The following is a 13,111-nucleotide window of genomic DNA, read 5'->3' as shown; positions in this document are numbered from 1 at the left end:
GGTAAAACGGAACGATTAGCTGATCATTACCTGGACCTGACCTTTATCGGTGCGGCGACGGCCGAGGCTGCCCCACCCGACATCCACTCGGCGAGCAAGGTCTGCCACGACCCGCAATGGCAGCGCAGGTAGGTGACCGTCCCCTCGCTGGTTCGGTGCCGGGATTCGACCTCCCAGCGATGGATGCAACCGATCGGCGTGATCTCTGTTTTCTTCATGCAACGAGCATGATGTAATGGCATTGTGCATCTCAACCCTTACGGCGAATATGCGGTGACGCTGGCCGCCGACCTGGCCAATCGAAACCCCGAGACCTTGGCCGAACTCGTCGAACGCTGCGTCGATGCAGGCATCATTCTCGATTTCCCCATCGCCGAGAAGGACCTCGACGAGACCCTCGACCTTCTGATCGAGTGGTCGAAAATCGTCGACGTCACGGAGGAGGCAGCCCGCGCCGAACTGGTGAACGTCATGCTCGAGCAAGCGTCGGCGTATCCGCGCATGACCAACCACGCGAACGACGGCTGGCATCTGCACTACCGCGATCCCCAACAGTCGCTCGCCGAGGTCCTCAAGGCACTCTTCTCGGTAGGCACGGCGCTACACCTCGTCGGCCGCGGCATGCACCGATTAGGTCGATGCACCCTGGACGAGTGCACCAACATCTACGCGGACACCTCCCGCAACGGCAATCAGCGGTACTGCTCCCCCACGTGCGCGAATCGCGACGCGGTGCGGCGTCATCGTGCACGCAAGTGAGTTGCACCTACTACGACGTGGGACCCACTACCTCGAAATCCGAGCCACCTTGGTACTCGAACTGAAAGCTACCGGCGCTGCTTCCCGAGCTGATCCGATTCCACGCGTCAATCAAGTCCTGAACCGTGTTGTATCCCAGATCCTCCAAAGATCCTGAGAGACTTCCGGTTCCCGCGCCCTCGAACCAGCCGCCGACCACGACTGCCTGCGGAATCGCGATAGTGGGGTTGGTCGGATCGAGCAGTCGAACGCACGCTCCCGCAACGGCGTAAACCCCGGCCGGCAGATTACCGACGGTCCGCGTGATCGTCTGCCCAGGCGAAACGGCAAACAGATCGAGGATGTTACTGACGGTCGGGTACACCAACACGCCAGGCTGGAGCAGCTTTGCCGGATCGCGAATCACGTCGGGGACATCCCTGGCATTGAGGATCGCCACCGTGCAGTTGATGAAGCTGAACCGCGGGTTCGGGTTGGTGATGGTGAAGGTGATCGCATTGTCCGCTGCGCTCACCGATACCGGAGGCGGAAGAATCGCTGGTGCTGCCGACGCCGTCGCCGGCGTCATGACAACCAGTCCCACGACGGCGGCGGACGCCGCGACAATGCTTCCGAGAGCGCGTTTGAATCCACGACTTCGCATTTCCGAACCTCCAGGCAAGTCGGTCAGATCACCAGATGCATGGAGAATAGACCGCTCAGTCGGAAAATTGGGGAGACAGACAGTGAGCTACCCGAAAAGTCCTTCGAGGCTGCCGCTACCGAACAGGTCGCTCAGGCTTCCGGTATTGATGCCGCTGAACGGTCCACCGATGACAACGAGGCTCGGCACGCCAGTAACGGGCTTACCCAACGTCTCGAGATCGAGAAGATCGGAGCAGGCACCGAGCACGGCGTAGGTTCCGTCCGGAACGTCGGTCACGGTATCGGTGACCGTCTGCCCCTTGCCCACGTCGAACAGCGAGGCCGGATCGGTGATCTTGGGGTACACCACAAGGTTCGGATCAAGCAGTTTCAGCGGATCATCAAGCACAGCAGCAGAATCCGCGGCATTGACGACGAACGCCTGGCACAACGGGGCAATTCCCGTGTTGTTGTTCGTGATCGTCAGCGCCAGATCGTTTCCGGTCACCTTGTACGAGACGACCGGGGGGACCACCTCGGCCGACGCAGTCGCAGGATTGACCATCGCGACGCCTGCCGCGGTTGCAGCGGCGACTGCCACGGTTCCCACTACGCGACGTACTCCACTCGTGCCCAGCTTCATCGAGGATCCTTTCGTACTGCGCCTTGAGTTCGGCAACAGTGCGCAGCCTAGATCGGATCTAGCGCCCGAAATGGCCCAATTGCCCCGCCGGGAGGGCATGCCCGAAAGATCGGGACAAACGTCCCCTTCTCGAAGAGCTAGCTTTTCGACTCAGTTCCCACTGGAGACGAAGGGCGTTCGCACCGGTCCGCCGACCGAACCGTGCGGTGCTACCAATCCACGCTTTTCGAGGATCGGACGCACACCCTCACCGAACTGATACGCCTCTTCGAGATGCGGATAGCCCGACAATACGAAGTGATCCAGTCCGATCGCCGCATACTCGGCAATCCGATCAGCCACTTCTTGGTGCGAACCGACCAATGCGGTACCTGCTCCCCCTCGCACCAATCCGACGCCGGTCCACAGGTTCGGCGCAATCTCCAGCGACCGCGCTCCGACGCCCTCCTTGTAAGCCGAACCACCGCCGTGCAATTCGAGCATCCGACGCTGACCTTCGGAGCCGGATCGCGCAAGACTCGCCTGAGCCTGCTCGACGGTCGCCGGGTCGAGCGCACTGAGCAGTCGATCCGCTTCTGCCCATGCCTGTTCCGAGGTGTCCCGACTGATGACGTGCAAACGGATTCCGTAGTCGAGGTGACGACCTTGGACTTCCGCGAGGTCGCGGATCCAGGCGATCTTGGCGGCAACAGCGGACGGCGTCTCACCCCAGGTGAGGTAGGTATCCGCGTAGCGCGATGCGACGGTGCCGGCCGCCGGCGAGGATCCGCCGAAGAAGATGGGCGGTACCGGATCCGGAATACGCTGCAGCGTAGCTTTTTCCACGTTGACGTACTCGCCGGAGAAATCAACCGGACCGTTACCGGACCACAACTGGCGGATCACGTCGAGGAACTCGCCGCATCGTGCGTACCGTTGGTTCTTGTCGAGGAAGTCACCGAACGTGCGCTGCTCGTGGTCCTCCCCGCCGGTCACGACGTTGAGCAGCAGACGACCGCCCGACTGCCATTGGAAGGTTGCGGCCATCTGGGCGGCCAGCGTGGGGCTGAGCAATCCCGGTCGCAGAGCAACCAGAAACTTGAGTGTCTCGGTGGTCTCGAGCATCATCGCCGTCGTCAGCCAGGCGTCTTCGCACCACGCGCCGGTGGGCGTGAGGACGGCTTCGAAGCCGTTCGTCTCGGCGGCCGCGCCGATCTGATTGAGGTATTTCAGCGTCGCCGGACGATCACCGGACATCGAGCTGCCGTGCCCACCCGCCATCAGATTCCGGGAATCACCGTAAGTAGGCAAGAACCAGTGGAAGCGCAGTGACACGGTGATTCCTTTCGTCGACGTACAGGCAGAACTCTTCTGTCATTACAACCACAGTCCACCTCGAAGAACAGGGTTGAAATCACCCTGATCGCTAGGGGTGCCCACTTTCGGCGCCGGCGATACCTTCGTGAATTTGCACCGCGACCCGGGGGCTCCGATGACCACGTTTGCCGAAGTCGAGCACAATTCACCGTTCTCGAACGAGACCGACGACGAGCGGCGATCCAGATTGAGAACCGTCGTCGCCGCGAGCCTGCTCGGCACGACGGTCGAGTGGTACGACTTCTTCCTCTACGCAACGGCAGCGAGTCTGGTCTTCAACCAACTGTTCTTCCCGAACCAGAGTTCGTTCGTCGGGACCATGCTCTCTTTTGCGACCTTCGCAGTCGGCTTTCTCGTTCGCCCCATCGGTGGAGTGGTGTTCGGTCACATCGGCGATCGCATCGGGCGCAAGAAGACGCTTGCTCTCACGATGTTCATCATGGGTATCGCGACGGCGCTGATGGGCGTTCTTCCGACCGCCGCTCAGATCGGAGTCGTTGCACCGATTCTGCTTCTGCTGCTTCGTATCCTGCAGGGATTCGCTCTCGGTGGCGAGTGGGCCGGAGCTGTTCTCTTGGCAGTCGAACACAGTCCGGAGAAGAAGCGTGGACTGTTCGGCAGCATCCCGCAGATCGGATTGGCTCTCGGGTTGGCATTGGGCACAGGAATGTTCGCGCTGCTTCAAACAGTCTTCGACGACGACCAGTTTCTCCGTTTCGGCTGGCGCATCGCCTTCGTCCTGAGCCTGGTGCTCGTGATCGTGGGGTTGGTGGTCCGCTTGAAGGTGGACGAGACGCCCGCCTTTCAGGCCGTTCGCGACCTCGAACAGCGCTCGTCCGCCCCGCTCAGGGAAGTCTTTCAAGGAAAAGCCGCGCGAAACACCGTACTGGGCATGTTGTCTCGCTGGGGCGAGGGCGCCGCGTTCAACACCTGGGGCGTCTTCGCAATCACGTATGCAACCAAGACTCTGCATTTCGAAAAGGTTCCCGTACTTCTTGTGGTCACCGTGGCCGCAGTAGTGATGGCGATCTTGCTGCCGTTTTCCGGTTTACTCACCGATCGGTTCGGCCCGCAACGGGTCTACATCGTGGGCATCGCCGCGTACGGCCTCGCGATCTTCCCCGCCTTCGCACTGTTCGGTACCGAGAATCTCCTGCTCTTCGGAGTCGCGATGGTCGTGGTCTTCGGAGTGATTCATGCCTTGTTCTACGGCGCCCAGGGAACGCTGTATGCGAGCCTCTACCCCACAGAAATCCGGTACACCGGGTTGTCGGTCGTCTACCAGTTCTCTGGTATCTACGCCTCCGGCGTCACACCTCTGATTCTGACGGCACTGATCGGCGCCAGTGGCGGTTCACCGTGGCTGGCATGTGGATATCTGGTGGCCACCTCGGCGATCAGCGTCGTCGCCACTGCGGCGATCAGGAAGCGTGATCTGCACTTGTAGCTGTCGTCATACAAATATCTTCCTATCTTGCATATTTGCTAGATATAGATAGAAACACCTGCCAAGAAGATCTAATCGAGATACGTCTTCGCATCGGATACATCGGTGTATCGTTTGGGTTCCACCCCGACGGAGGCGCCGATGACGACTGGAACGGACAACTCGCCGGCCAAGCGTGTCACCAAACGCCGTGGTCAAACCAGGCAGCGCCTGCTCGACGCGGCTGCGGACGCCTTCTCTGAATCGGGGTTCGGGCACGCCACGGTCGAGCAGATCTGCGAACGCGGCGGTTACTCCCGAGGCGCGTTCTACTCCAACTTCGATTCACTCGACGAACTGTTCTTCGCGATGTGGGAGCAACGATCTGCAGCTATGCTCGCCGATCTGCGGTTGGCGACGGAGTCGATAACCGCCGGTAACACCGTCGACATCCATGCCGCTGTCGCCCGGATCGTGGCGGTGGTTCCGGTCGACCCGCAGTGGTACCGGATCAACGCGGAATTCACCGCTCACGCGCTCCGCAACCCGGCACTTCGCAAAGCCCTTGCCGACCGTGAAGACGCGATCCTTCGCACCCTGTTGCCTATTGTGGAGTCCGCACTCAGCGACGTCGGGCGAACAATCGTCGGCGACCCGACTGCGTTGGGACGGGCATTGGTCGCAGTGCACGACGGCACCAGCGTGCAGTGTCTCGTCGACACCGACACCAACGCCGCCTTCGCACTGCGCCGCGATATCTTCACTCGAATCCTGCTGTCCTACAGCGAAATAATCCAGAACAACCAATCGGAAGAGGAGCTGTCGTGAGCGAACAAGCTGACGTCATCGTTGTCGGGGCAGGGCTGGCGGGACTGGTCGCCACCTACGAACTGACACGCGCCGGCCGCAAAGTCCTTGTCGTGGAACAGGAGAACGCAGCCAACCTCGGCGCGCAGGCATTCTGGTCGCTCGGCGGACTCTTCCTCGTGAACAGCCCCGAGCAACGCCGACTCGGCATCAAGGACTCTCTCGAGTTGGCAATGCAGGACTGGATGGGCACTGCCGGATTCGACCGTGAGCGCGAAGATCACTGGCCTCGCCAGTGGGCCAAGGCGTACGTCGAGTTCGCGGCCGGCGACAAGCGTCAGTACCTGCACGACCTGGGGCTTCGTCTGATGCCGAATGTCGGTTGGGCCGAACGCGGCCGCGGAATGGCTCTTGGACACGGCAATTCGGTACCGCGATTCCACCTCACCTGGGGAACCGGCCCCGGCGTGGTCGATGTCTTCCTGACCAAGGTGATCGCCGCCCAGAAGCGCGGACTGGTCACGTTCAAGCACCGCCACCAAGTCGATCAACTCGTCGTCACCGATGGTGCGGTCACCGGTGTACGCGGAACCGTCCTCGAACCTTCCAGTGATCTACGCGGCGTGAAGAGTTCGCGCACCCCCATCGGCGAATTCGAGTTCGCCGCACAGGCAGTCGTGGTCACCTCCGGTGGAATCGGCGGCAACTACGAACTGGTGAAGAAGAACTGGCCCGAGCGACTCGGCAAGGCACCGAAGCACATGCTGACGGGAGTACCTGCACACGTCGACGGACGGATGCTCGAAATCACCGAATCCGCGGGCGGAAACATCGTGAACCGCGACCGCATGTGGCACTACACCGAAGGCATCCAGAACTGGAATCCCATCTGGCCCAACCACGGAATCCGAATCATCCCCGGACCGTCCTCGATGTGGTTCGACGCCACCGGCAGGCGTCTGCCCGTCCCCAACTTCCCCGGCTTCGACACGATGGGAACTTTCAAGTACATCCTCGACAGCGGCCACGAGTACACGTGGTTCATCCTCGACCAGAAGATCATCGAGAAGGAGTTCGCACTCTCGGGATCGGAACAGAACCCGGACTTCACCAACCGCGACTTCAAGCTCCTCCTCGAACGAATCAAGAAGGGCGCGCCGGGACCGGTCGAGGCATTCAAGCAGAAGGGCGCAGACTTCGTGGTGCGCAACAACCTTCGTGATCTGGTCGACGGCATGAACGCCCTCACCGACGAACCGCTCCTCGACTACGAGGACATCGAGCGCGAGATGATCGCCCGCGACCGCGAAGTCGACAACAAGTACAGCAAGGACTTCCAGGTCACCGCCATCCACGGTGCTCGTAATCTGTTGGCAGACAAGATCGTGCGCGTCGTTGCACCGCACAAGATCCTGGACCCCAAGAACGGCCCACTGATCGCGGTCCGGTTGCACCTGCTCACCCGCAAGACCCTCGGCGGCTTGGAAACCAACCTGGATTCACAGGTCATCAAGGCCGACGGCAGTGTCTTCGACGGCCTGTACGCAGCCGGTGAGGTCGCGGGCTTCGGCGGCGGCGGAGTCCACGGTTACAGCGCGCTCGAAGGGACCTTCCTCGGTGGCTGCATCTTCTCCGGCCGCGCAGCCGGACGAGCACTGGCGCGCGACCTGTAGCCCCGAAATCAGGCGAGCGAATGCGTGACCAGTATGTGGTGGGCGCGCATTCGCCGTGCCTCGTGCACGGATTGATGGTGGTGATGGTGCGTCGGCCCGCGCGCGTGGCGGACCAGATCGTGAACAGTACGGATGACGGTCGGCATTGCGACCCTCCCTCAGGAGATTGTGACTGCTGCTCTTGTCAGTGGAATCACTGTCTGGACAACGCCACTCGCACCACCTCCTCCGGGTCGATCAGGTGGGTATGGTCATCGTCGCCGACGTCGATCTGGACTACGTCGATACGGCCGTTGAATGTGGTTGCACCACTGTAGTCGACACTGACAGGCATGCCGTAATCGTCACCGATGTCGGTGGTCTCGTCCGCGGAGAAGACCATCGGTTGGGTCTGCTCGACGCGACCCGAGCCCACTTCGCGACCGTCATGATAGATCGTGACAGCGCCGCCCCTCGCGAGACCACCACCGTCGTAGGCGAACTCAACCCTGATCTGATGTGATCCTGCCGGAATGTCAACCTCGGACCCGACGACGAACTCGGTCATGCCGAGCAGGTTGTAGACGAATTTGGCGCGACCTTCCCGCGCGTAAAGTGTCCAGCCGCCGAACCTGCCTCCCTGCGCGATCATCACACCGTTGGCAGTAATGCCATCCGCGATGTCGACTGCTGCTGTGACACTGAAAGATCGGTTCTTGATACTCAGCACGCTGTGCTCGCTCAGCCGTTTCATTCCGGGAAACAGAACCTGTCGGTTCCCGGACACCAACTGCGGACGCCCCGCGATGTGAGGGTTGAACCTCTCGAATCTTCGGTCGTCGATCGGAAGCACGTTGTACTTGACCGCTTCGATCAACCACAAGCGTTGCAGTGCAGCGAGTTTCTCCGGCAACTCGGCCGCCAAATCTTTGGACTGCGTCCAATCCTGCGACCCGTCGTAGAGCTCCCACACGTCGTCGTCGAGAGCGGGGAGTGCCTCCGCGAACAGCCACGGAGTGCTGTGTCTGGTGACCGCACTCCAACCCTTGTAATAGATACCGCGATTGCCGGCCATCTCGAAGTACTGCAGATCGTGACGTTCGGCGGCTTCGGCGTCGTCGAAGGTGTAGACCATGCTGGTCCCCTCGATCGGTGATTGCTGGACGCCGTTGACGAAGGTCGGTTCCGGCAGTTTCGCGACCTCGAGGATCGTTGGTGCGACGTCGATGACGTGGGTGAATTGCGACCGCGTCTCACCCTTGGTCCGAATCCCCGCCGGCCAGTGCACGATCGTTCCGTTGCGAGTGCCACCCCAATGCGAGGCAACCTGTTTCGTCCACTGGTACGGCGTACACATTGCCCATGCCCACCCTACGGAGTAGTGGTTGTACGCGTCCTTGGTACCGAACTTGTCTTTCACTTCCGCCATGAACTCGGGTGTTTCGATGGCGGCGAGTCCGTTGAAGTTGGCCATCTCGTTGAAGGCTCCGTTGATCGTCCCCTCTGCAGACGCTCCGTTGTCGCCGATGATGTAGTACACGAGGGTGTTGTCGAGGGCTCCGAGTTCCTCGATCGCATCGACAAGCCGGCCGACATGGAAATCGGTGTGTTCGAGAAACCCTGCATAAACTTCCATTTGGCGTTCGAGGACAGGCTTCATCTCCTCACTCATGTCCTCCCACGCCGGAATGGCCTCGGGGCGCGGGGTGAGGACCGCATCCGCGGGGACGACTCCCCGCTGCTTCTGCTGCTCGAGAATCGATTCGCGTTGCGCATCCCAACCTCCTGCGAACCGGCCCTCGTACTTGTCTGCCCACTCCTTCGGAACATGGTGCGGTGCATGTGTGGCGCCGGGTGCAAAGTAGACGAAGAACGGCTTGTCCGGAGCCAAGGACTTCTGCATCCGAACCCAGTCGATCGCGTGGTCGGCAAGGTCCTCGGTGAGGTGATAACCCTCCTCCGGTGTCTTGTCCGCCTCCACGGGCGCGACACCCTCGTACAGCGCCGGGTAGTACTGGTTGTTCTCCCCGCCGATGAATCCGTAGAAGTGCTCGAATCCGCCTTCTCCCGTCGGCCACGATGTGAACGGCCCCACCGGGGATGTCTGCCACGGCGGTACCTCGTGACACTTGCCGAACTGCGCCGTCGAGTATCCGTTCAGTTTCAACGTCATCGGTAGTGCGGCTTTGGTATTCGGGCGCAGACCGGAAAGTCCAGGAGCTGAGGTCGCGGTTTCGGTGACCGAGCCCATACCGACCGAATGGTGGTTGCGCCCACTCAGCAGTGCGGCGCGGGTCGGTGCACACAGCGCAGTCGTGTGAAACCGCGTGTACGTGAGCCCATTACTTTGCAATCGCTCAGCAGTCGGTGTGTCCGCTGGTCCGCCGAAGGCACTGCTCGCGCCATATCCCACGTCGTCCAACAGGACCACCAGAACATTGGGTGCCCCGGCCGGCGGCAGTAGCGGAGTGATCGGCGGAAACTCCGTGTCCGGATCCTTCGCGTCGTACGTCACCAGACCAAGATGTTGTCGATCCGGAATCGGTAGTACAGCGCGGCGGCTCTGGCCTGTCGGATCCGTCATGACGTCTCGCCTTCTGTCTCTCACATGGCTCTTTCAAGCGTTTCAGGATCACGACGGCGTCGACATCATCCGTTTCGGGTGAAGGCGCACCATTGCCGCAGCGTGGAGGCTTGAAGGGTGGATCAGCCCGGACGTTTCGCTCCCACCCCGATCGGGCATGCCTTCCTCGTCCCCCGGCGCCGTGTGCGTGCCGGCCTGACCCAGATCCTGTGCGTCGTCGTAGGACTGGCTGCCGGACTGGCGATGCCATATTTACGTAGCGGCCCAATGATTCCCGCCCGTCAGGTCAGCGAGATGCTCGTTGCACTCGGGCTGGGGTTACTGGGTGTAGTCGCAGTGATCTTCTCGCTACTGTTCCTCGTCGTCCAGTGGGCCGCGACCACCTTCACTCCTCGCTTGTTGTTGTTCCGCGACGACCCCATCGTGTGGCGGACGTTTGCCTTCGCCATAGGCCAGTCGGTTTTCGACATCACGGCAGCGCTCGCCATCAGCAACGAAACGGATGTGTCCGTGGTCGTGCCAAGTCTCGCAGTGCTGGCGCTCTTGGCCACGCTGACGCTGATCAGGCTGCTCCAGCTGCGCGCATTCTCGGCCATCCAGTTGGCTCCTGTACTGACCTCGATCTCGAGTCGTGGCCGAGCAGTCTTCGCCGCCGTGTACCCCACCACCGATCGGGAGTTGCCTCCTCTACCAACACTTCCGGTGATCACGACTATCGAGTGGCATCGACCGCCGGCCGTTCTGCAACAGGTCCTCGTCGAAGATCTCCTGCAGAGCACTCGGAACTGCCGATCCATGGTGGTCCTCCGAGTGTCGCCGGGTAGCACGCTGCGAGACGGATTGCCGCTCGCCGACGTCTACGGCGGACCCATGCCCGCCAACACGATCCTTGACGCCTTGGTCAGTGGGAGTGAGCGGACCTTCACCCAGGACCCCCTACTCGCGATTCGGTTGTTGGCTGACATCGCGCTCAGAGCGCTCTCACCCGCTATCAACGATCCTGCGACGGCCGTGCAGGCTCTGGACGAGATCGAAGACCTCCTCTCTCTGGTGGCCTCCGTGCGCGCAGATTCGATCCGGGTCGTCGACGAGCGTGGTGATCTGCGTGTGGTGATTCCGCTACCCGACTTCACGACCTTCGTCAGAACCGGACTGGACGACGTCATTGCCTCGGCATCGAACTCACCACTCGTTCTGGGCCGACTTCGCGACCTACTTTCGCACGTCGCCGCCCAATCGGAGTCTCGGAACCGCGATATTCTCGCCATGCGCGCCCGCTGGATTGATCAGCTGTCACAAGGCTTCCCGCGACTCGAACCGCCGTTGTGAACCTGTACAGATTTGTTGGTGATCGCGTCAAGGCATCGTCAAGATCGGTCTCAGCTCAACGGGAAGTATCGATACTGACTTGGTGAGACATGCAGTGATACTCGGACACCGTGGAGTCATATCGTCGACCACCCGCGCCGGCGGCGAACCTGAGAAGCAAAAGCTCTCCGTCGCAACCGGACTGGCGGGTCTGTCGCTCGACGCGATGGCCTCGGTGTCGTACGGTCCAGAGGCCATCGTGTTGGTGTTGGCCCTCGCCGGCGGCGCGGGGATCGGCTTCACCGTGCCGGTGACGATCGCCATCGCCGTGCTGCTTGTGGTCCTGGTGGCGTCGTATCGCCAGGTGATCGCCGCATTTCCCGAAGGCGGTGGCGCATACGCCGTCGCGAAGAAGCATCTGAGCCCGCGCGCCAGTTTGACCGCTGCCGCATCGTTGATCGTCGACTACACCCTCAACGTCGCGGTATCGATCGCAGCCGGTGTCGCGGCTCTGACCTCCGCCTTCCCTGCGCTTCTTCCCTATACGGTCTGGATCGCACTGGCGATACTCGGCGGCATCACGGCTCTGAATCTACGGGGCATCGCAGATTCCGCGCGGGTATTCATGTTGCCCACCGTGGTTTTTGTCGTCAGCGTCTTCACGGTGATCGGTGCCGGACTACTTCGGGAAAACCCTGCCGCCGCCACGGCTCCCTTCGTCGTCGACAACGCACACACGATCGGCATTCTCCTTCTGCTCAAGGCATTTTCGAGTGGTTGCGCCGCATTGACCGGTGTCGAAGCCATCGCCAATGCGGTACCCAGTTTCAAGAAGCCTCGCGTGCGTAGCGCTCAGCGTGCCGAAGTAGCTCTGGGAATCCTGTTGGGCACCATGCTGATCGGCCTTGCCGTGTTGATCGAGAAGTTCTCACTCGCACCGGTCCCTGGAACAACGGTCCTGTCGCAACTCACTTCCGCTGCCCTCGGAAATGGTGTGGGCTACTACGTCGTCCAATTCTCCACCGTGATTCTGTTGGCGTTGGCCGCGAACACCTCGTACGGCGGACTTCCCAACCTGATGCGAATCCTCGCCGAAGACAACGTGCTCCCGCACCGCTTCAGACGGAAGTCGGCGCGCGACGTCTTCACGTACGGCGTCTTGTCGCTCGGTGGCGTCGGTGCTCTCCTGCTCATCGGATCCGGCGGAAACATGAACACCTTGGTGCCGCTGTTCGCCATCGGTGTGTTCATCGGATTCACGCTCGCGCAGTTCGGCATGGTGCGCCACTGGCTCACTGAACGGACACCGGGCTGGAAGTGGCGATTGGCACTCAACGGTTTCGGGGCTGCGTTGACTTCGATCGCAGCAGTGGTGACTACCGCCATGAAGTTCACCGAGGGCGCCTGGCTGATCGCTCTCGCGCTCCCTGCGCTCGTCCTCGGTATGGAACGCATCCGCGGTGCGTACACACATATCGGTAAGCGGTTAACCGTTCAGGGTGAGAACGATTCTCTGTCTATCGGATACAAACCAGCGGTCCTAGTACCCGTGTCCGAAATTACGTCGCTCTCCACCCGCGCGATGGCCGCGGCAACGGCAATGTCTTCGCAGCCCATCGCAATTCGAGTCTGCCTGGCCCACGAATCTACGACGGACTTCACCCGCCGATGGCAAGCCCGACACCCGAATTCGCGTTTGATCGTCATCGAGGACACCGAGAATTCCGTGGGGAATACCCTCGCTCGATACATCCGTACACACTTCCCCCACCGAGAAACCTTTGTTGTAGTCGCCACCATCGACCCGGCGACCAGATGGCACCGATTCCTCCCGAGCCAACGGACCGATGAGATCGCTCATGCACTGCGCAAACACACCGAGGCCGTGGTGTGCCAAATTCCGGTTCGGATCGATCCGGCTCACCGCGATCCCGCCCTACGCGCGTGAGCCG

At 61.3% G+C, this 13,111-nt stretch carries 12 protein-coding genes; 6 read left to right on the top strand and 6 right to left on the bottom strand.

Annotation, left to right across the window (positions count from 1 at the left end):
- Positions 1 to 26: 26 nt before the first annotated feature.
- Entirely contained in the window at positions 27 to 218 is a 192-nt protein-coding gene (locus QM596_RS03200; RefSeq protein WP_021331840.1) for a hypothetical protein, read from the bottom strand.
- A gap of 25 nt (positions 219 to 243) precedes the next feature.
- On the opposite strand from QM596_RS03200, the gene QM596_RS03195 reads away from it, so the two are divergent.
- Positions 244 to 759: a CGNR zinc finger domain-containing protein gene (locus QM596_RS03195; protein WP_003940315.1), complete on the top strand. Its 516-nt coding sequence runs from the start codon at positions 244 to 246 to the stop codon at positions 757 to 759.
- A gap of 10 nt (positions 760 to 769) precedes the next feature.
- Here QM596_RS03195 and QM596_RS03190 read toward each other — a convergent pair whose 3' ends face one another.
- From QM596_RS03190 to QM596_RS03180, 3 genes are all read right to left on the bottom strand, one after another.
- On the bottom strand, positions 770 to 1,402 hold the full coding sequence (locus tag QM596_RS03190; protein WP_133727190.1) for a hypothetical protein: 633 nt from the start codon (positions 1,400 to 1,402) through the stop codon (positions 770 to 772).
- A gap of 87 nt (positions 1,403 to 1,489) precedes the next feature.
- Positions 1,490 to 2,026 (bottom strand): hypothetical protein, encoded by a 537-nt coding sequence (locus QM596_RS03185; protein WP_037133520.1) that lies wholly within the window; start codon positions 2,024 to 2,026, stop codon positions 1,490 to 1,492.
- Positions 2,027 to 2,176: 150 nt separating this feature from the next.
- Positions 2,177 to 3,340: an LLM class flavin-dependent oxidoreductase gene (locus QM596_RS03180; RefSeq protein WP_003940457.1), complete on the bottom strand. Its 1,164-nt coding sequence runs from the start codon at positions 3,338 to 3,340 to the stop codon at positions 2,177 to 2,179.
- A 157-nt stretch (positions 3,341 to 3,497) separates the two neighbouring features.
- Between QM596_RS03180 and QM596_RS03175 the strand changes: the two genes are divergently transcribed.
- The 3 genes from QM596_RS03175 (at position 3,498) to QM596_RS03165 (ending at position 7,288) form a co-directional block, all read left to right on the top strand.
- A complete protein-coding gene (locus QM596_RS03175; protein ID WP_020909324.1) occupies positions 3,498 to 4,829 on the top strand; it encodes an MFS transporter in 1,332 nt (443 codons plus the stop codon).
- Between the two features lie 141 nt (positions 4,830 to 4,970).
- On the top strand, positions 4,971 to 5,636 hold the full coding sequence (locus tag QM596_RS03170; protein ID WP_029537099.1) for a TetR/AcrR family transcriptional regulator: 666 nt from the start codon (positions 4,971 to 4,973) through the stop codon (positions 5,634 to 5,636).
- Positions 5,633 to 7,288 carry an FAD-binding dehydrogenase gene (locus QM596_RS03165; RefSeq protein ID WP_070385202.1) on the top strand — a complete coding sequence of 552 codons (1,656 nt, stop codon included), beginning with the start codon at positions 5,633 to 5,635 and terminating at the stop codon, positions 7,286 to 7,288. The genes QM596_RS03170 and QM596_RS03165 overlap by 4 nt, the downstream gene beginning before the upstream one ends.
- An 8-nt stretch (positions 7,289 to 7,296) precedes the next feature.
- On the opposite strand, the gene QM596_RS03160 is transcribed toward QM596_RS03165, so the two are convergent.
- Both QM596_RS03160 and QM596_RS03155 read right to left on the bottom strand, forming a co-directional pair.
- Positions 7,297 to 7,434, bottom strand: a complete 138-nt coding sequence (locus QM596_RS03160; RefSeq protein WP_153211511.1) for a hypothetical protein — start codon at positions 7,432 to 7,434, stop codon at positions 7,297 to 7,299.
- A gap of 47 nt (positions 7,435 to 7,481) precedes the next feature.
- Positions 7,482 to 9,851: an arylsulfatase gene (locus QM596_RS03155; RefSeq protein WP_283308109.1), complete on the bottom strand. Its 2,370-nt coding sequence runs from the start codon at positions 9,849 to 9,851 to the stop codon at positions 7,482 to 7,484.
- A gap of 117 nt (positions 9,852 to 9,968) precedes the next feature.
- Here QM596_RS03155 and QM596_RS03150 point away from each other — a divergent pair, with 117 nt between their 5' ends.
- Together QM596_RS03150 and QM596_RS03145 are read left to right on the top strand one after the other, a co-directional pair.
- Positions 9,969 to 11,180 carry a DUF2254 family protein gene (locus QM596_RS03150; protein ID WP_283308108.1) on the top strand — a complete coding sequence of 404 codons (1,212 nt, stop codon included), beginning with the start codon at positions 9,969 to 9,971 and terminating at the stop codon, positions 11,178 to 11,180.
- A gap of 94 nt (positions 11,181 to 11,274) precedes the next feature.
- The gene (locus tag QM596_RS03145) at positions 11,275 to 13,107 is read left to right on the top strand and encodes an APC family permease (RefSeq protein WP_283308760.1); all 1,833 of its coding nucleotides are present in this window, start codon (positions 11,275 to 11,277) and stop codon (positions 13,105 to 13,107) included.
- Positions 13,108 to 13,111 lie beyond the last annotated feature (4 nt).

Origin of the sequence: Rhodococcus sp. IEGM 1406 (genome assembly GCF_030056745.1) — a bacterium.
GTDB classification, from domain to species: domain Bacteria; phylum Actinomycetota; class Actinomycetes; order Mycobacteriales; family Mycobacteriaceae; genus Rhodococcus_F; species Rhodococcus_F erythropolis.
Note: the sequence above shows the minus strand (reverse complement) of the source record. Positions and strands in the feature narration are given on the sequence as shown.